At 35.3% G+C, this 21,782-nt stretch carries 9 protein-coding genes and 3 pseudogenes; 3 read left to right on the top strand and 9 right to left on the bottom strand.

What is annotated here, in order from left to right; translation table 11 throughout:
• Window positions 1–181: 181 nt before the first annotated feature.
• The 7 genes from GO684_RS00570 to GO684_RS00540 form a co-directional block, all read right to left on the bottom strand.
• Window positions 182–826 carry a WD_0853 family protein gene (locus GO684_RS00570; protein WP_175938128.1) on the bottom strand — a complete coding sequence of 215 codons (645 nt, stop codon included), beginning with the start codon at window positions 824–826 and terminating at the stop codon, window positions 182–184.
• On the bottom strand, window positions 819–4,115 hold the full coding sequence (locus GO684_RS00565; RefSeq protein WP_175938127.1) for a TrbL/VirB6 family protein: 3,297 nt from the start codon (window positions 4,113–4,115) through the stop codon (window positions 819–821). The genes GO684_RS00570 and GO684_RS00565 overlap by 8 nt, the downstream gene beginning before the upstream one ends.
• A 93-nt stretch (window positions 4,116–4,208) precedes the next feature.
• On the bottom strand, window positions 4,209–7,331 hold the full coding sequence (locus tag GO684_RS00560; RefSeq protein WP_175938126.1) for a TrbL/VirB6 family protein: 3,123 nt from the start codon (window positions 7,329–7,331) through the stop codon (window positions 4,209–4,211).
• Window positions 7,328–9,748 (bottom strand): TrbL/VirB6 family protein, encoded by a 2,421-nt coding sequence (locus GO684_RS00555; RefSeq protein ID WP_175938125.1) that lies wholly within the window; start codon window positions 9,746–9,748, stop codon window positions 7,328–7,330. Before GO684_RS00555 ends, GO684_RS00560 begins: the two co-directional genes overlap by 4 nt.
• Window positions 9,749–9,798: 50 nt before the next feature.
• Window positions 9,799–12,456, bottom strand: a complete 2,658-nt coding sequence (locus GO684_RS00550) for a TrbL/VirB6 family protein (protein ID WP_175938124.1) — start codon at window positions 12,454–12,456, stop codon at window positions 9,799–9,801.
• Window positions 12,449–14,854, bottom strand: a complete 2,406-nt coding sequence (locus GO684_RS00545; RefSeq protein WP_175938123.1) for a VirB4 family type IV secretion/conjugal transfer ATPase — start codon at window positions 14,852–14,854, stop codon at window positions 12,449–12,451. Before GO684_RS00545 ends, GO684_RS00550 begins: the two co-directional genes overlap by 8 nt.
• 9 nt (window positions 14,855–14,863) lie before the next feature.
• Window positions 14,864–15,160 carry a type IV secretion system protein VirB3 gene (locus tag GO684_RS00540; protein WP_175938122.1) on the bottom strand — a complete coding sequence of 99 codons (297 nt, stop codon included), beginning with the start codon at window positions 15,158–15,160 and terminating at the stop codon, window positions 14,864–14,866.
• A gap of 101 nt (window positions 15,161–15,261) precedes the next feature.
• Between GO684_RS00540 and GO684_RS00535 the strand changes: the two genes are divergently transcribed.
• On the top strand, window positions 15,262–16,797 hold the full coding sequence (locus GO684_RS00535) for a lysine--tRNA ligase (RefSeq protein ID WP_175938121.1): 1,536 nt from the start codon (window positions 15,262–15,264) through the stop codon (window positions 16,795–16,797).
• A gap of 585 nt (window positions 16,798–17,382) precedes the next feature.
• Here the strand turns inward: GO684_RS00535 and GO684_RS05885 are convergent.
• Window positions 17,383–18,210, bottom strand: a pseudogene (locus tag GO684_RS05885) (transposase).
• Window positions 18,211–18,238: 28 nt separating this feature from the next.
• A complete protein-coding gene (locus GO684_RS00520) occupies window positions 18,239–18,946 on the bottom strand; it encodes a septal ring lytic transglycosylase RlpA family protein (protein WP_175938119.1) in 708 nt (235 codons plus the stop codon).
• 110 nt (window positions 18,947–19,056) lie between these two features.
• On the opposite strand from GO684_RS00520, the pseudogene GO684_RS05880 reads away from it, so the two are divergent.
• A pseudogene (locus tag GO684_RS05880) lies at window positions 19,057–20,512 on the top strand (Mur ligase family protein).
• A pseudogene (gene eno, locus GO684_RS00505) lies at window positions 20,509–21,755 on the top strand (phosphopyruvate hydratase). Before GO684_RS05880 ends, eno begins: the two co-directional pseudogenes overlap by 4 nt.
• The last annotated feature ends 27 nt before the right edge of the window (window positions 21,756–21,782 follow it).

Here is a 21,782-nt window from a genome sequence, read left to right as displayed (position 1 = left end):
TCTTTTGCTGATTCCATAACTTTTTCACAACAATTTTGATTTCAAAGCTACTTAATCATCGCTATTTTATTTACTTTTGTATGGCTTCTTTTCTATTATTGCCTATCTGTTCCCCATGAAGTGAGAACTGACATTAATAAGAAGATACCACCAGAATCACTTACGTCAAACATAAGATCAATCAATCACTTTTTTTTGATTTATCAACTGTATCGATTGCATAACTAATTTCATCATGTAAGTCACTATGGTCGTTTCTCTCGTCATGGTTCAATCCTTCAATTCTGCTTTCTAACTCCAACTTAATTATAGTATTAATTTTGTCTATATTGTTGAGAAAGCTTTTACATTCTTCATCGCTATATTCCTCACCAGATGCCTTTTTTTCAATAAATAGACTTTTAAAATCTGTTAAATCAGAATTCTGGTCGGTATTGAGTACAATATTTCTCTCGATGAAGCTAAGATCTGATAGCAGTAAACTAACCTCTAATAGATCTTCATTTTTAATATTTGCAAGATCACCAAGATTGTTTAAAACATTAAATACCTTAAGCTCCTCCTGCACAATTTCTTGATCTTCCTGATCAAATTCAGATAACAACCCTCTATCATCTACGAACTTCTCACTAAGAGCTTTATCTAGTTTTGAAAGATTAATATCACCTTGCTTGATGCTATCCAGCAATAAGTCCACTCTTGCTCTACGTGCATTCAAAATGTCATCATAGTTACTTAACTTTATATTACCATTGTCGTCTTGTTGCAGCCTATAATAATCAAAGCCCTTGAACTTTCTTTTACTAGTCTTGTCATCCCTATTCATTATTCCCACCTCTTGTTAGCTTATTTGGTACACCTCTTTTTACTGACTCATCCGATAGATCCTTGTCTTGTTTCAAATCTGGTGTACCAAGTTGGCTGCGACTACCTTTATCTTTATATCTCTCCGGTTCCCTCTTGCGTCCTATGGTGTCATCATGAAGCTTCTCTAAGAACGCTCTCCTGTATTCTTTTACCCTATAAAGTAGATTATGGTTATAGCCATGCTTTCCTATAGAATCAAGACCATGTTCCCAAGTAAACTTCATAGCATCTTCTGTTGTGTAGCCAAGATGTGATCCTACATACCTTTTATAATAATCTAAATATCTACCAATCCTTCTGTGTGTAATATTTTCTTTATCAACCCCAAATGCTTTATAAATTTTTTCTTCAAGCTTATCAACGTCATTTTTAGGTGATGTTGCAAATTTTGTTGTCTCAATTGTAGCACCTACAAGTTTACATGGTATATCAATAGCATGTTTCAATACACCTCCCACCCTTGGTATTCTCCCCAATAGATTAGCTGTACCTCCAGCTAACCGGTTAGGGAGTCCAGTAGCAAACTTACTGAGAGTATCCAATCTTGCACCAATTGCATCTTGCCACAAATACTTAGGCATAGAAATAGCATGCATTAAGCTAATGTTTTGTCCACCCACTTTAAATGGTAAACCAATTTGGGATAATATACCACCCCCTTCATACATTTTAGATATATTGTAAATGCTGTATCCACCACCAGCTATACTTGAGCCCATTTGTTGTACAAATCTGCGCAAAGAAAACATTAAAAATGAAAGTAAGAATAATATAAAGATCTCTTCTGCATCAATTAAATAACCTCTTTGTATGTTTTGTATCCTTCGATAATCGCTACTCTGATAGCTTTTGCAAGCTTCACAATTTTTGCATTTCTGACAGTATTCACCATTGGAATCATGGAGTTCCAGTATTTTACAGCCTTGATTTTCTACTACACTCTGCACTAAAGACCTTATCTCACTTTTTAAATTTGGTCGAATGATACCCTTTTTGTAGTCACCCATTATTTCCTCATAATTTTTGCATCTTTCTTCATGTTGTTGAGGTTGACAATAATGCCTTTTTATCTCATCACCTATTTTTTTGCCTATACTATCAATCAACAATAGGATATCATCCTTTTCTACTGCATGTAGTAAACTATTTGTTAAACGTATTAGATCTTTTGCACCGCAACTACCATTAACTACAATGTCATTTTCTGCTATATAATGGTCTGCTGAACTATCTTTAGTGCTAGGAATTGGAGTGAAGAAAGGATAATCTATGTAACGAAAACCTTTTACATATTCACCGCTTTCATTTTTAGGGTAGTTCGGTGGGAGGGGGATATACCCAGCACCTCCAGTAAATTTTACTGTACCACCTTCTCTACTTATTTTTTCTACGCCCTCTATGCTTTTGTCCACATTCAGTAGGGAAGCCTCTCCGATAGTGTAAGGTACAAAAATTTGCCCTGGAGTCCAACCGAAGTACTGCTTATCAATAACACAAAAACCACCAAATATCCATTTTGGAGCACATAATCTCACTTCAAACCACTTATTGTAGCATACAGTGAAACCTAACTGTCTATAAAAGGTACTCATTATGATTGAAGCTAGCAATGACAACAGGGTAAATATCATAATTGATTGCAAGCAGAAACTAATACAAAATTTTATCCAACCTTCAAATAGACTTCTTAGCGGTGAAAATAAAATAGAGATTAGAAATAGTGGCATTATAGCTATAAGAAAAGCTATACCCACAAAGCCAGAAAGAAATATTATGTAAGCATACAAACACAACAGAAAATATAAGACGATCCCTATAAAAATAGCCGGTATCATAAGAATGCTTGCCCACATTTGGTAATGCAAAAACGCCGCAAACTTTTTCCAAACAGAGTAAGCAAAAAATTTGTTAAACATATCCTCCATAAAGCTAAATAACTTAACACGAGTCTCATCTCCTTGAGCAATGCTCGAATCACTTCCAGCATTCATGTTGGGAGCAAAATTAGTAATTATATTTATCAATTGTTCAAGGCCTTTAACGAATAGAACAAGAAAATGATCATAGAAAAACTTGAAGCTTCCAGGAGATATAAGCATTATTACTAGAGCGATTTTTATCATCCTGATAAGCATATCATGCTTAGTTTCTCGTATCATGCCAAAAAGATAAAGAAGCGATGAGACTACTATAAATAGAACAAGCAAAGAAAGAACAAAATTGTGAAAGCTTGTGCTTTTCTCCGCTATGTTTTGAAACATAGCTTGTGCAGCTGCATGACCTTTACTGTCAAAATACTTTTCACAATTTTCATTAATCAATAATGTACATTTTAAATAATTATAAACGTAATCAAAAAATCCAAAGATACTTGGCTGCTGTACTCCACTCAAAAATTCAAAGGAGTAGCCACCTACATTATCTAAGTAATATCTGTCTAATATTTTTACATATATTTTCCATCCCTTTTTTAATTTCACTGTGCCACAATTTTGGTCCTTTAATTTAGTGCTATTTCTTTCTAAAGTAAACAGTCCACTTCCGTCTTCTGCTGTGGAATTGTGACCCAAATGTACAGTGGGAAATGCGGGATTACGCATCGATTTCAGACTCTCATTAGGGTTGCCATCACCTGATTTAAACAGAAGATAAGCGCCATAACCTTTAGTAAACCAACATGGAGTTCCGCGTGATACTGTACTCTTGCCATCATCTTCATCAATGCATTTACAACTCACAGTGCAACTTGCGTTAGGATTACTTGAAATCTTCTGTGGTATACTAGGTTTATAATCATTACAAACTAGGTGAAAGTTAGGCAAATTATTATCACCTTGTTCGCCTTCAAATTTGGTCGCATATTTTAGCTGCTCCAAACTTTGCAAACTGTAACTACCTTGAGATTCTCTTTTATCGTTATTACTCCAAGATGTCCACGCACCATTAACTCGCACTATTAAATCATCTCCATTGGTTTCTAGTCCAGTATCTTTCCATTTCACCACTTGGTTATGATGAAAACCATAATTAATTTCGCCAGTATCAGGGTCAATAACCTCTCCATCATCTGGAAAAAACGCATTATGACCGATTGGAAAATGAGCACCGACTGTAATAGGCTCAGGACCAAAATAGTCGGCAGATATACATCTTGGAAAAGGCATATCATGCTTATCACAGCCCGTTACCAGTACATAAGTTATAAGAAGTAGTGACCTAAACCAAAATTTGCTTAAGCGTAACTGCATATCTAAACTTTTTCCAAATATAGAAATAAATTTCTAAAACTTTACTTAAAATATCTCTTTAACTAGTTATCACATGGTAATCATACTCTCTCCCTAACTTTTTTTCTCATCCCCTTTAGATTGTTGATCTTTACCAGAAGTGCTTGTTGCTCCACCATAATCTTCTTGATCACTGCGTTCTTTTTTGCCCAGCGTTTTTAGTTGTTCATCAGCCTGTTTTTGCTTTTTCTTTACATCTTTCCCATCACTAGGCTTTCCTTTGTCCAACACGTTCGATGATTTCCTAGTTTGGCTTTCCTTGGACATTGGAAACTGAGCTTTAATTTCCGCCGGATCTTTATGCATAACTCCTCTGATCCGCTGGATACTTCCTTGAGTATCACGATCAAGGCCAACAGTTGACAGTATAGATTGTGATGCGCTATTAGCAACATTACTCACACCATTTATAATTCCGTAACCTGCACCAAATATTGCTTGCGCTATAGCTTCTGATGCACCAACAAAGACTTCCATTGTGCTGGCAATAATTAGGTATATAAATGCCTGGATGAGATCTATAGGTAACGCTGCAAAGTATTCACCAGTTTTTTCTCCGGTGCTGAGTGCAACATCAACACCAGTACCAGGATTGTACCCAAGAGGTAGTATTGATTTCATAATGCAAAGATCATACGATAAGAAATTTATGCTAATTAAGCATTGGTAGCATGCAGAAAAATTCGTGAGGTTATACAAGACTGAATACATCAATTGGTTTAAAATGGATAAAGATGAAAATAAGATCACTGGTTGCACTGCAACATGAGCCAGAGTTTTTACCCAGTTGTCAAACAGAAATTTAGTCTGTTGAAATAAAATAAATATAATAAACAAAGGTGTTAATGACAGCAAAAGCGCGACTAGAATAGTAGATATTACATATTTAAACGTAGCGCCAATAATACATTGTAAGAACGTAAAACTAGAGTAAAGTATTATCATAAAAGCTACAAAACCAAAAGGACCAGCAAGCATTAACGATAAAAACTTTAACCAAGTTTCTCCTGTGAATAATACTCCCGCTGTTAAGTCTAAGAATGCAAATCTTTTACCTCCCTCCTCTATGTACCCAGAGAAACTATCAACTAGATAAGTGCTACCATCCATAAAAAGTTTAGATAAAGTCATGCCAAAGAGTTCCCAACTTCTGTCACTAAGAGCAAAAGCTATAAATGCTATCTTCATTACCCTGACAATAAAGTCAAATTTATTTAGCTGTATTGTTCCAAGTGTATAGCCAACGACAGTAAATATAACGTATAGAGTAAGCAAAGCCCTTACTCCTTGAAGGAGACCTTTTACATATCCTTCGTACGAAACTTTAACGCTGTCGCCAATTACTCCTTTTTTTATAAAATCAAATATCTTATTTATATTTGATGAAATAAAATCGTTAATCTTTCTCTTTACAAATAAGGTTACAATATACTTATTGTTTTCATAATATTTGCCATTTTTGTCTGTAATATCATCTTTCCCCGCACTTCTTACATCAATACCGAAATATATCTTTTTAGATTCTCCATCCTGAAAATGCTCTCCGCTTATTACATCTAATATGACGTGCTCACCTTTTCCCTTTCTTACTCCCACTACTTGAAAATCACTAGTTCCCACACCATGCAAATCTTTAGGTGGCTCGTCACCTAAGTACATATACAGCTTTTGGCCATTAATATATTCACATGACCTGGTTATTTCAACATGGTAACCACCCCTATTATAGTAGTAGTGACCATAATCTGCAATAGCAAGCATCACACTACTATCAGGTTTTACATCTTCCACATCTATTGCGTAGTCATGATTTAATCTCAAAGAAAAATGCCTAAAATTATCGTCTAACTCTGAGCATACAAAGTTCTTATGTGCTCCTTTTCTTTTCGGAAGACATTGGGTACCTTTAGCAGTGTCCTTCATATCATCACGTTCACTTCCAGGAATACTTGCATTACCTGGATCACTTATCTTTGCAACAAGAGCCTCAGCTCTGGAAATATCCTTATTCTTCTCATCATCTTCATCTTTGTTATCTTTATTATTTTCATTAACTTGCTCAGTACCTTGCTCATTTTGTTCAGTACTTTTCAGCCTCTCTTGAATCTCTTTAAGGTAAGAATACATATCACACTTATTACCTTTATCATACTTGCTATACCTTATAGAAGAGACACAGTTCTGTTCTTTATTTTCATGTGAACTATAATTCCATATACCACTATCAGTATAGCACACGTTTTGATAGTAACAGTTAAGCTCATAAGAACTGTACTTCTTTATCTCGTTAGAATCACACGTTCCTTCTTTGCATAGTTGATCTAACTCTATTTTAGTAGAGCCCTGCCTTTGCACCTTGTTGAAGTCACAGTCTTTTCCATCACACAATTCATTTAACCCTATTTTAGTGCGACGCAAATCGAGCAACGAACCATGCATCCATGGGCTTTTATCCTGAATATAGCCTTTATTAAAATACACTTTATTATCATATGGAGTGTAGCCATTTCCAACTAGCACCTCTCTTTTTTTCATATTCCCTCTGCTAAGCTGTGGAAATTTTTCTGCTGTCCTTTTACCATTTTTTTCACAATAAAACGTTCCTCCGTTGAGCATGTCTTTTATTGTAGCTTTGTCATCTCCTTTTTCAGCTTTATAACAATTGTCATCGAAACTGATGCCTTTTTCTTCTGGATTGTCATAATCAATTGTTATCTCTCTAGGAACTAGTCTGAATCTTAGTTTATCACCAAAATTTACTTTGATTCCAGTATCAACATAACGTCTCTTGCTGTAGAATTGACTATTTCCGAACCCTACGTTTTCACACACTTCTTGTTTATCAAGGCCAGAATTATTAATCAATTCATCACTGTAACTTGGCATTGAACCATCAGCACAAAATACAGCAGGCACAAGTACTTTTCTTGGATTCTTACCCTTTTTAAGAGGACAAAAATTTATTAATCCATCGAGAGTAAATTTAATTTTCTCACCTTTACCGATCACTTGACCAGAATCAACCCAATGAATTTTAGTACCCTCATCAGCTTTATAAACTGGAACATCTACATTAACGCTAGTATTTCTGCTCTGCAACCCAGGTTCAACACAATCTATGTTGCAACCAGTGATTGCGAAATACAGTATCGATAATAGCAATCTTCTGTTTATCATGACGGGCCACTGCCTCCTCCTGTAGGTATTCTAGGCACGAGGGCTCTTTGCGGTATTTGGGCATTTTGGCTTGGTGCATCCAACTGTTGAGGAGCACCTCCCTTTCCGCTTCTACTTTTTCTTCTTTGAACATTTTCCTCGTCCAACCCTACTGTTTCCATTAAACTCTGTTGATATTGTTTTCCAGGTTCGTTCATTATATAAACACCAAATAGTGAGTCGGATATTTTTGAAGAAGCTTCAACTAAGGCCTTCATAGCGTGACCTAAGATAACAAAAGCCACCATAGCAGTGATGTTAGGTGTATACTTGGAAGCATACCCGTGTAGAATACAAGATTCAAAAATTTTCAGATTAATATTAAGTATACATGTAGAACAGATTTCAAAATCAAACACTGAATATATAATGTAATCCATAACTTGACTTATCAGTGATATGGAAATTAAAAGCACTACTGGATGAATCGCAAATCTTGCCAGGTATTTGAGCCAGTTGTGAAACATCTGCCTAGTATACGCAAATAGAAGGCAAATAATAAAGATAGGTGCTAAAGATAGTAATAGCGCAACTATTGCCATGGATGTAATAAAAGAAAATAGGGCATTAAAAATAGATAAGCTCACTGTTATTAAACCCCAAATCACTAAACAGAAAGATACAATGCCCAAAGGACCAGAAAATATAAGAGATACTATTAACAACACTGAATGTAATGACAAAAATCTATTTAATGGCAAATCGAGGAACTCAAAAACATTTGATGTTGTGCCCCTGAAGTTTGCTATTTCTATTAAATGTTTTGGAGTATCAATAAAAATAGAAAATGCACTGTTATAGAAAAAACTCCAACTGTCATCCCGCAACAACTGGGTGATAATTCCTATCTTTACGCATATAATTAAAAATTCATATATAGAAATATGAGATAACCCAAAGAAGTAATAAACGGTATATAAGATTATATACACTACTAATAGTGATACTGTTGTAGATCTAATGGTTTTTGCCCTGCCAGACAATATAAAACTCTGGTAAAGAGACTTGGCAAGGCTAGTATTAGAATGAATTGCGTTGGGATCTTTGTAGCTAGAGCCAAAAAATATAGTTTTTATTTTCTCATCAAAAAAATTATATATTGCGCTGAAGGTTTTCATAGGTGGCTCTTTAATTGTTAAGTTAATGTTAAATTGACCTTCATTTTTTTCATAACCGCAGCCGTGATCTTTTATTCCGTAATATATAATGCCGCTTTTGCCTCTTAATTTTTCTTTTAAATCTTCCATATACTGAATATCATGAGTTCTACCAATGTCTACAGGTATATCTCCCTGATTTCCACCAGGGTTATGCTCAGGAAGTTTGTCAGAAACCCGTATATATAAGTTATCTTTTAGGCTATGTTTTTTTGTTACTCTTATGTTGAAACCACCTTTACCACTGCTATCACCCAACCTAAAAGTTAATTTTGGTACTGGATGGTCATTATCTATTTTGCAATCACAATTGGTACATATGCCACCCGTCGAAATGGGTTCAAATTTTTCACCATCCATGTCAATACTTAATAATGTAATGCCAGTCTTTACCTGCTTTTCCTTTAGTATTTTACTAATAGCTTCAACATCAATAGATTTACCACTAGTACTATTAATGGACTGGAATATTTCAGCTTCTATACTAGAGTATTCAGTATACACACAACCTTTGTTTTTGTTGCTAGAAGCAAATTCACATGTATGTCCGCAAAGTAAATTTAAAATGCGCGCATCTATTTCACCTTTATGATTGCTTGAAAAACTGCTACAGTCTATGTTTTCTTCTTGTTTTATAAAATTTATGATATTTTTAATTTCCTCTTCATCTTGATCTAACTTCGAAAAATTTGGATTCCAGTACTCTTTTCCACTCAACCATTGTAGATTACCTACAATATATTTATTAGGACATATTGTGTACTGATGTTTCCCATCCCGCCATATTGCCTGACATTCATTTTGATTTAAAACATGTGCAAAATACTCTGTTTCTTGCTCTCTGCACTTTTCATCGATTTTTATATACCTGATTGTATCATCTTTTTTATCTTTACACATTTTACTTCCAATGACACTGAAGCTTATCGAATCACCTGCTCTAAGTGCAAATGGTAATGTACGTGGGATTGTACCGTTGTCTACTTCGGGCCTAATTGCAAAATCTTCATACTGCGGACAAAAATTTACCTTGCTAGGCACTATACTAATTTCCGTTACTTTTATTCTATCTGAAATGTAAACACCAGAGTCAACCCACTTCTGTTGTGTTGAAACTACATCTAATTTTTCTTGCAAGTTTAACAAACTCTCTGGCTTGATACAGCGATTCTCGCAACTAGATAACAAGAAGATCGCCAATACTAACAAAAACTTACGCATAGCTTATCAAGTTTTGGTTACTTAAATATTTAAGCATCTGTCACCCATCCTTAACTTCTAATACCACCAGTACCTCCAAGATTACCACTCCCAGTAGAGTTAGCAGCTTCACTGGCAGCACTTTGTGCAGTGTCAGCAGCATCCTTAATAGCTTCTCCGGTAGCACCAGCAGCTTCAGAATCAACAATTGCAGGGAATCGTCCATCTTTATCATCAGCATTTCCAGACGCAAGAGCTCTCGAGTCATCCCTTGCCTTTTGAGCCTCTTTAGCAGCTCCAGCAATGTCTCCGGAGTGAGCCCTACCAACAGCACCAGCGATAGCTTTAGCCGCAGAGAAAGCTTTGGACATCATTTTTCCAGGTGCAGCACCAGAACCGAGTGCCGCCCTATGATTACCAGAAAGTTCTGCAGCCATATCAGGAAGAATGCTCAAGAAGTGATAAAATAGGAATAGTATTAGAGCTAATTTAAACAATTCTCCAATGAGAGAACTACTAAACTCCATATATGTAAAATCAAATAGACCAAGTATGCTGCTCTTCTCCCATTTGTAATTTTGCATCATGCATGCAAGAGTATTTTCATTTTTATCACACTCACCACTTTTCAATTTAAACCACTGCTTTTCTTTGCCTAATATTTTGATCTTCTCTTCTTTTTCAAAATGCAAATCTTTAAAATAGATCTTATCACATGCTATGAACATAAAAGACAAAAACGTAAAAAGCATAACTGGGTATAGGCTATAGGTAATCAATTCCCTCAGCCACCCATCGAAGTATCCTTTAGTATGTTGGAATAAAACCATAGGGATAAACAGGGGTGACAAAGCAATAATTATGCTCAAAGCAATGAGGGATAGGATAAACACATAGCACACCCATAAAATAACCATCATCATCATAACAGCCATAAATATAGCGACAAGGGCTGCCAAGATCTGTCCACCAGCGCAAATAATACCGATTACTGAGCTTGCAATCAACAAAGCAGGAGCAGCACCTAGTAAAACAGCTAATATTCCTACACCTCCAGTACCAATTTTGCCAGCAATTCCATCTAAAGGTGCACCTAGATAAAATAAAATTCTACAGTCAAGCCTATCCCAGGGTGCGAGATAACTGTAATTTATTGTATCACTTTTGTAATCTTTCGCTTCATAATTACATATACCCTTACTTTCAGACGATGCTTTTAATACTATCTCCGATAAACCGTTTGAAAGTTTCGTCAACTCTCCATAATAATGAGACATGGTATTTCCTGTTGTGAAATAAATCACTAAAGCAAATTTAATAATCAACATGTATATTTCCTGAGGACTACGAACTCCGCCAGATATAGCTTTTATAGAGAACAATATTAAAGCTAAAACCAAAACAGCAGTGATGGTGTTTCTCAGCCTTTTCTGTGCTACAAACATAAAACTTTCACCATTTGGCGCACCTTTACCTGCAACTAAATTATCCAATGATTCCTTAATGCATTGCACTATCATAGAAGTTATAGGAATAGGAGCTAATGATTTACTTCCGTCCTGATTGTAGCAAGCTTCAGAGATATATGAGCTAAAACAGCCTTTATTGTCATAACCTACAAAAATTTCCTTTTTTTCTTCCCTTTCTTTTATTAGAGTTTTATAATCTTTACTCTCATTTCTTTTAAGAAGATCTTTAATAGAGTCTGAGTCTGTGACAATTACGCCATCCCTGTTTTTAAACTTCATCTTAGATTCATCACACATAGGAGCAAGTGGGTCAGGCGGCAATTCTGTACATCCCACATTAACCCCTTGCGGCCAAGGAGTCATTGAGATACCAAATGCACTAATACTAGCTAACTCTACACACAGCCTGCCCATCTTTCTCAGTGCTTTGAATGTTGACCCATGTATGGTTTTGCTCTGTCCAGCTTTGAGAACTTTACATTCTAGGTCGCCATCAATTTTCGGAGACCATGACCCATCTACATATCCAGTATCTTTTTCCCTAACATCAAAGTTTATATATCCATCTTCCCCTCTGCGGTCGAAATCTTCCTTTTTAAAAAGATTACCAAATGTTAAAGGGTTTCGATGACATACTTCTATATATGCACTGTACTGCACACCATTCTTTGGCCAATAATAACTTCCTGTATTGCTCTGAACACTGGAGTTCAAAGCCTCTTTTTCTGCTCTTTTTCCATCGTAGTCTTTTTTATTTACGTCTTCTCGAGCTTTATTTTGCAAACAAGAAAAATACTCATTCTCTTTCTGGTAACTCTTATTAGTACAATTCGCATATTCCCCATCCAATAGCGTAAAGTCCTTATATCCTCCATCATGATCACGCGCAACTGGATGTCTAACAAAACTATGCTCACAAACAACAAGTCCTCCTATTGCTTTCCAAACCCCAACAATTGCAGCTATCATTCCAACGATAACAAGAGCAGTAAACAAGCCAGAGGAAGAGAAGATCAAAACAATGCCAGTCCATACTGCACCAATAGCAATTGTTATCCCTGCAATGGCTGCAGCTGTTTTAAAAGCTCCACAGTCAGGGTTAGAGGCACGACTAAAGCTGCCAGCAGAATTAAATCTGCTAACAAATTCCGTTTTGCCAGCACCACTTACTTCGTCTGCCAATGCTGGATACGAGAGTAAAAAATCCATATCTAGTAAAAATATTGCAATTAATAGCAATAACAGTTTAGTCTTAAACATTTTTTACCTTTCGATAAAATATAGGCAGCCATACTTTCGGATCATCTCCGACTTTTTCTAATATATCATGTAACAGTATGACACTCTCTGCACGTCCAGATAACACGTTGACTATATCATCTAAACCTTTTAGATCTATTCTAGCCACCACGGCATTAACTCCTTGTTTTACCAAAAAAAATCTAGTACTTGGATCTGTGTGTTTGATTAGTATGTACTCACGTTCAGTCAACATAAAAACATCCCGGTAGACACTAGTAGCCTTTAGATTTGGCAAAAAAATCTGTGTTGCTGTTTGCTGTACAAGTGTATCACTAATAGCACTTTTACTTGCATCTTCAACACTCTGAGTAGCAAAGATCACAAAAGCATTTAATTTTCTCAGCACTTTCAACCAGTCCTTTACCTTAGATGCGAAAACTGGATTATCTATTAATGCCCATGCCTCATCAAGAACGATAATAGACGGAGTGCCATCAAGAGATATACTAATCCTGTGAAACAAATAAACCAAGACTGGTCCAAGAGCAACAGGATCCTTAAGCAAATTAGCCATTTCAAAGCCAAATACTCTTGCTTTTGAAAAATCTAGCAAATCTTCTTTATTGTCAAATATTGCAGCATGAGAACCGTTGCCATGCCACATAGATATCGCTCCAGCTAGAGTATCAGGACCTGCAAGCCCTAAAAATGGTACTAGATTTCTTAAGAATCTGTCTTCTTTTCTTAATTTAAAATTTCCCTCGATTGCATCATTAATTCGTGCAATATCCTCTGAAGTAAATTTATCATTATATACTGAAATTAAAGACTTTACCCATTCCATTAAGAACGTTCTATTATTAGGAGTATCATCAAGCTGTAGGGGATTAAAATCCGTCTTAGTTCTTGGTTCTATCAGAGTATATACACCACCAAGTGCTCTTAGGAAAATTTCTGCGCCGCGGTCTTTATCAAAAAAAAACATTCTTGGAGAAAATTTCATTGCTTGGGCACACAGGAAATTCATTAAAACAGTTTTACCAGTACCAGTTGGACCAATTATCATAGTATGTCCAACGTCCCTTATGTGAAAGTTAAAGAAAAATGGAGTGCCAGATGTTGTGTCAAAGACTGTTACGGCATCTCCCCAGTGGTTATTGAATTTATTGCCGGTAGGATAATTATGTTGGGATACAAAGCCAGCCAAATTAAGACTGCTTATCGTACCTTTTCTTACTATATAGTTGAAATTACCAGGAATTTGCGCCCAAAATGCTGGTTCAAGATTAACTCTTTCACGGATAGGGTAAACACCGCAATTAGAAAGCTCAGACTCTACAAACGATAAAGCATTATCTAATGACTTAGGGCTCTTTTCTATACATAAGATGGTTAAGTGATGTTCACCGAACACAATTCTACCACTCATTGCATCATCAAGTGCATGAGAGATTTCCGCGATTTGAGAAATGGCTTTATCTGCAGATTGTATCATCCGATTTTGCTGTATCTGCATTTTTGCAATTGCCATTTGTCTATTTGTAAATTGGAAAGACTGTGTAATAATAAACTCATAAGGAAGTTGTAAAAAGTGATCAAGCATTCCTGCAGAAGTACTATTTCCATATTCTTTGATACTAACTATTCCAGCGTACTTACTCTCATTATGAGTTATAACCTGTATCATCTTACGGCCAAAAAACAACCTATGTACCGGCAAATATCTTGATATTTCAGTTTTTAGCGGAAGGAGTGTGTTTGTAATGAAGCCACAATTCACAATCCTAGATAGGAATTCCATTATTTCACAGAACAGACCATTTGGGGTTTCTTTTACTCCAAGGATTTTAGGCGAATAATTTCTAAGGTTTGTCATCACACGATTTGTCGTCTCTTCCAAATCTTCATAGGTAGCACGCATATTGCTTTCCCAAGCATGTTTTGAAGTTACATGTCCAAATTTTTTTAGTAGATGTGATAAAAATTCCACTCCTTTTGTTTCCGCTCTACGAATAATCGTAATATATAGATCATTGATAAATGACTGCCTTGTTGCACATTTTTCTCTCCATTTTAAATTTACGTGATTAGCAAAAAAGTTTGGAAAATTTTGACCTGCAAACTCATCAGAAAAAATATTTTTCTTACGTCTGATAGTATGAAAATATAAACCAAATGCTGGAGATGCAATGCTTCTCAGCATCTGATTCCTAATATTGTTCTGTATTACTAGATCCTCATCATCGGCTGTTTCAAATGCAAAGCCGCTCAATTTGATGAACTTAACTAACCAATCTTGTTTCGTTATCAAGGTCGTGCTATTCCAATAGCAAGAATAAGGAATAAATTCAGCAGCATGAACCTCCCTGCTTAGAATAGACTTATTCTTTGATTGAATAGCTCTGAACCTCAGCATTGCATAACATTAAGTAATGTCGTAAGAATTGGCTCCATGGTAAAAACGATTCAAACATTTGGAGCATTTTCCTAATTTTACCATAAATAATTCAATAAACAACGGTTCTTTTGTAGAAGCTATATAACCAAGTCCATGTATCCCTGGCAACATCAAAAGAATTACTCTAAGATCGTTTGAGTTAATGAAAATTAGCATACAAATTAGGACGTTTAGTATTGCAAACATGTAACTCACACCAAAAAGCATTGCAGGTCGTGTAAGACCTTTAAATAACTGATCTGTTTGTATGCTGCCTGTGGACATATATACCCTTTTCTAATAGCTCTAACACTAATACTACATCATTAATTAAAAATCCATTGAAATGAGCGGCATTTTAGGTAAGATAATTAATTTAACCATCAATGATGAGCTGGCCATTTCAGGAAGCAGAAAAGGTATTGCAAGAATTTCCTGATAAAAAAGAGATAATATTTGAAACTGGTTATGGGCCTTCTGGCTTGCCACACATTGGTACTTTTGGAGAAGTTTTTCGTACTACAGTTGTTGCAAATGCACTAAAGAAAATAGCTCCTGAAATAAAAACTAAAATCATTGCAGTTTCCGATGATATGGATGGTTTGCGGAAAATACCAGATAACATACCAAATCAGGAAATGTTAAGAGGACATTTAAATAAGCCGTTGACTATGATACCTGACCCATTTAGCATTCACGAAAGCTACGGCCATCATATGAATTCGCTGTTGTGTAAGTTTCTTGATTTATTCGAGTTCGAATACGAATTTAGAAGTGCCACAGAGTGTTATAAGTCTGGTGTTTACGATGAAAAACTTTTGCTCTTGCTGAAAAATTACAATAAAGTGATGGATGTAATGCTTCCATCGTTCCGAGAAGAAAGGCAGAGGACATATAGTCCATTCTTGCCTATATGTCCGAAAACTTCTCAAGTTTTACAAGTTCCAGTAATTGAAAGGAATACAAATAAAGGAACAATCATATACAAGGACCAAAATGGAGAAAAAATAGAAATTCCGGTGACGAAGGGAAGGTGTAAATTACAATGGAAACCGGATTGGGGAATGAGGTGGGCCGCATTTGGAGTCAACTATGAAGCTCATGGTAAAGATTTGACTCCATCTGCTGTACTTTCAAGTCAAATATGTGAAATACTTGGAGAAAAGCCACCACTTCTGTTTTGCTACGAGTTTTTTCTCGATAAAGAAGGAAAGAAGATATCAAAATCAAAAGGAAATGGAATTTCAATTGAGAAGTGGTTAACTTATGCACCGACAGAGAGCTTAGCATTATACATTTTTCAAAGCCCTAAAAAAGCTAAACGTCTATATTTTGATGTAATACCAAAATCAACTGATGAATATTTGGAGTTTGTTAAGCGTTACAATGATGGTAAAGAGAAAGATATAAATAATCCTGCCTGGCATATCCACCAGAGCAAAGTTCCAAACGTGGAAATTTCAGGTATAAATTTCTCATTGCTCTTAAACCTAGTAGCAGCCTGTAACGCTGAAAATAAAGAGATTCTTTGGGGTTTCATATCCACTTATATACCAAACATTACACCAGAAAATAACAAGATGCTCGACAGGCTTTCAGATTTTGCAGTTAGATATTATCACGACTTTGTTAAGCCAACAAAAGCGTATAAAGCTCCAAATGAAAAAGAGAAAGAAGCGTTACTAGATCTAAAGAATATCCTACATTCCTTGCCTACTACAGCAATCGCTGAAGAAATTCAATCTCAGGTCTTTTCCATCGGAAAAAAACACAATTACAACAACTTACGTGATTGGTTTCAGTTGCTGTACGAAACACTGCTTGGCCAAAAAACCGGCCCAAGAATGGGATCTTTTATAAAACTTTACGGAGTAAATAATATAATTTCTCTTATAGACAGTGCTATTGGACGCACACTTTAGAGTTCTTTATTTCATTCTAGCTCTTGATTAAATATAAAAAACCACTTAAATAAACTTTACCACTCCCTTACCACGAGAACGTGGGTTTTTAGGCCTTAAAGTTTATTTTTAATCTTTGTTTTAAGTAAAAAAGCACAGTATTAGGCGTGTTATATTTAACTTTTCTTATATGGGCGCTCCATTTCTTTATAAATTTTTATCCACATTGGCTGAACCATGTTTACTAAGCAGTGTAAAAGAGAACCAAGCGCCAAGTTTTCGAAAGAACAGTAAATAACTCACATCTCGGATCCCTTTTGTCTTTTTTCAAAGTTAGTTAAAAACTTAACTAATCTTATTTTTTTATAAAAAAATTACTTGATAAGCCTCTGCATTCCACCTGACCATGACATTATAGGTGTTTACAATCTCAAGGTCAGCTATTTATCAAGCATATAGGGCATTAACATCAAGTTCTTAAAGAGATATTAACCAGGGTTTCTTTTGCCTTTTTTCTGCCTAGTAAATTCCTTGTAACCGTTTACAGGGATAAGAGATTTGCAAAGTGATTGTAAAAGTTTAAAGACATGATATCAATTCTCACTGTTAATAGGTTAAATAAGTGACATTGCAGAGCTGTTTAATTGTGGAGTGAGAAAGAGAGATAATAAACTTGCACAAAGCGCTTTCAAGCAAAGCAACTGTATCATAGATTTTATTACGCAAAATGTCCTGTTTATATACAACCAAAGCTTCTCAATAGAATTAAGCTCAGGTGAGCATAGTGGTAGGTATATAATCTCGATATTTTTAGGTACCTTTAAATTCTTTGACTTATGCCAACTAACCATGATAAGAAAGACTTTTCGTGTTTTTAAATATTGTGATATTTGTTCAAGAAATATATTTATACAATCAGTGTTAACATTCGGTGTAAACAAGCTAAAACTCCCCCCATTTCTAGAATTAACTGCACTGCATAGATAAAAAATTCATCTACCTAATTTTACTTTAACTTATGTCTAACGCCCTTTTTAAATCACCCGTGTTCAACTTTCAAATGTATACAAACCGCAACCCATCAAAGGAAAATAACTCTTATCCAGGGCGCTTACCAAAACAGCCTCTTACTATAGACTTGCTGACATTCAAAACAAATTTTCCCTGGATGATTCCTATCTTCATTTTTTAATGGTAATATTAAGGTTTCTCGTATCCATACTTCAACTTGCTCAAATTGACTCTGATCCAATCCAGTTTTTCTACGAAATTGAGGGGAGCAACAACTTTCCTTCTCCTTCAAATTTCAGATGCTTTACTTACGCAATTAGTTGTTCTTAAAATGAAACATATTTTTATTATGGCTGTTATACTGTATTTTTTTACTACAATTAAGGCTTCTTTTCCATTATTGTCTATTCGTTTCTTGTACAGTGGTAATTGGTATTATTAACCAAACCTTTTAATCCATTATTGCTAAATTCTGTAATCCAACCCTCACCATACTCACCTTCACGCAATATTGGTCATCTTTAAAAAACAATCTAACGTTTTTTATTCCTTGGTTACGAAGCTTTGATGCAACTGATTTAGCAGCCTGAGCATTTTCAAAAAATGCGATATATCCCTTACTTTCTACATTGTCTTGTTTCGGGTGAAGTTTCTGTATTTCTTTTTCACGCTGCTTTCTATAATGAGGAGTTTTTTGTATTAATTGCTCTGATATTTTCCTTAAATACTGCACCTTTACTTTTGCAAGCCCAGCTTTATGAAGCCCTAAAACTTTTGCTGCCTTTTCTGACAAGTCTATTATCCTACCTTCAATAAATGGTCCCCTGTCGTTAACCCTTACAATAAGTTTTCTTCCATTTTCTAAGTTGGTAACGAGAACAAAGCAGGGCAGAGGCAAAGTCTTATGTGCTGCAGAAATCAAGTGACGGTTAAATACTTCACCATTTGCTGTAAGCGTGCCATGATCCTCTATTCCATACCACGATGCTACTCCTATCTCTTCATAATGGTTACAGTGCTTAGGATGATAAGTTATACCATTTATCGTATAGCTGTTACCAATTTTATAATGACCTACAGCATCATCACACCTGTTGCGAAAATTGCAACTACTCATCAAAACAAATGTTAGACATAGAAGGGTTAATTTTTTTATCATTGTATTTAGTAAAAAGTCCCGATACCATGAGGATTTTAAATTATACTATAATAAATTTAGTAATAAGTAAAAATCTACTGCTAAATATAAATGGTGTCTAGAAAGGAACAATATATATAATTGGTACAGGTGAAATTGGAATGAGCACAATTGCCGAAATTCTCCATAATTCCAATTACAAAATTCAAGATAGTGATGCATAATTAAGCAACAATGTAGATAGGTCACAGTCACATATCCTTCTGCCATAAAATCTAATAATGTGTGGAGTTAGTTGCAGCAAGAAACAATAATAAGACTATTTTGCATATACCAGGCATGCTTGCTAAAATTATGAAAGATAAGTATGTAATAGCAGTTCCAGGTTTAAGTAGAAAGACAACAACAACGGCCATGATTGTTTCTATTTTCGGTCACTTCAGTACCGATGCAACTGTAATTGTAGTGGATATTAAACTCCTATCAAAATAACTCAAGACTTGGCAAGAGTGATATCCTTTTAATCGAAGTCAATGAATCTGATGAAACTATGCTAAAAATCCCTAAAAATATCGCTGTTATAACAAGCATTAATGAGGACCATACAGACTATTATGGAACACCTAATAATGTCAAAATACATTTTCTCAATTTATAAACAGTGTAGATTTTGCAATTTTGCCTGACTCTATAGGGATTAGTGATAGCAAAAGTGGTTCTGCAACATTTAGGGGTTGATGGTGCTTCCCCTTGTCATTCAATCCCTCTTTGTCACCCCAGTGCATAACATCGAGATTCAGAAAAAAATCGGCGTCACTCGCTGCAAAAGCAAGTAATGTCAAGGCAAGTAACATCAGGCAACATAATAACCATATAGAATTTAATGTATTGACTGATGGGTTATAGTATAGACAGAAGTTAGATCCCAGTGTCATGCACTGGGATGACAGCAGCCCTCCTTTATCTTCAATTCAAATGACATCACTAGGATCAAGAATTATAAAAAACGTAGTACTATCAAACGCAATTAAGAATGCATAAGGTTAGTATTGCTCTAGTTGCAATACCGGTTGCAATAAACCTGAGGGTCAACGATGTGGACACTAAAAAGGCCTTTTGGAATTTACAGGAGTTGCAAAAAGATTTTTCTTAGTAGCCGATATTAAAAACGTTAAGTTAATTGAAGACTATGCCCATAATCCAAGTGAAATATAGGCAACTTTAACAGCAGCATGTCTAATCACCAAAGGAAAGATGATAGAATTATCAAGCTGCTTCGTGTTCCTCATATTCACAATTTTTTAATGAATTCATACGGATTTTCATGATGTTTGACTATGTAATCCCTGTCCTGTTTATCCCCCAGAAGATAAGTCTATTACTACTCGTAGGATTGATGATATATAAGAGGCTTTAATCAGCAATGGATTTAATAACGCAAAGATTATGGATGATGCCTCGCTCATTTCAAATTTTATCAGTGATTTAACAAATCTAGGCAAAATTACACTATTTATGGTGCTGGTAGTAAGACAGGCCAGCAAGAGAAACCACAGCGTTTGTATCAGGAATAGAGGTTTAATATGATAAAAAGAATAATTAATAATGTATTTCCAAGGGGAATTCTAGACAGTAGGGTTACCCACTTTTGAGGTAGAAATTGAACCCTTTGAATAGGCAGAGCATTTGTATCTCCTGAAGCTTCAATCAGCAAACTAGAAGCCTTGGAATTAAGGGATTAAGACAAAAAAAGGCATTGTGACAAAAGAGTGCTAAAAGCTGTTCAAGCAATCAATTGGAGCGATAGCAGATGCGATCATTGAAATGGATGTAGCAGATCAAAGTAAAATCGATAAAGCATTAATCGAGTTGGACAGAACAAGAAACAAATCTAAGCTTGGAACAAATGCAACTTCAGTGGTGTCTCTTGCATCTAGAGGCAGCAAACAGTTCTAAATGCCGTTATATAGATATTTGGGAGAGAGCAGGCGAACATTATTCTGTTTCTACTAGTTAACATAATTATATGGTGGGTCCATGCAGATAATAAACTTGATTTTCAAGAATTTATGATTCTCTCTATTGGAGCTGAGGCTTTCAGTGAAGCGATCAGAATATCTGCAGAGGTGTTTCATAACTTACGTAGCATTCTTAGAAAAAAGGTTATAGCACAAATGTAGGAAATAAAGGTAGTTTTGCACCAAACATTGAGAGTACTAAAAGTACTTGACTTGATCATGCATGCTATAGAATTTTCCAATTATTCAACATAGAATCATTTTGTACTAGGTTTTGATGTTGCTTCATCTACTTTTTATAAAAATAAAACTTACAAGTTTGCAAATAAGGAGCCTACTTCAGAGAAACTGGTTGGATGCTGTTATAACCCTTGTGGGAAAATACATGATAGCCTTCATGGAAGATGCGATAAGTTAGAGAGATTAGGAAGGTTAGAAGTTGCTTACTGCAAAACTGGGAAGTAAAGTTCAATTGACTAGAGACGATCTGTTCGTTACAAATTATGAGCTAATATGCAAAGGAATAGAGGGGAAATAGCAAATGCTGTGCTAATCAAACCAAATTAGATAAGAACCCATTAACATAAACTTTCACTGCTATTAAAATAGCAAAATCAGGTAGCTATAAAGCTGTTATTTTCCACCACTCAGGTAAAACAGAAGATACAACAACATCTCATATAGCAATTGCGTCAAATTGTGGGTAAATAAAGACTGGTTTGCTACCGCATTCTGATAGGCTTGCAAAGTATAATAAGCTAATGAGAATAGAAGAGGCATTAGGAAGAAATACCAATATTATCGCGGGTTAGCATAGTCTTCATAAACGGGTTAAATTA

It is taken from the genome of Wolbachia endosymbiont of Litomosoides brasiliensis, assembly GCF_013366805.1.
Taxonomy (GTDB): domain Bacteria; phylum Pseudomonadota; class Alphaproteobacteria; order Rickettsiales; family Anaplasmataceae; genus Wolbachia.
Note: the sequence above shows the minus strand (reverse complement) of the source record. Positions and strands in the feature narration are given on the sequence as shown.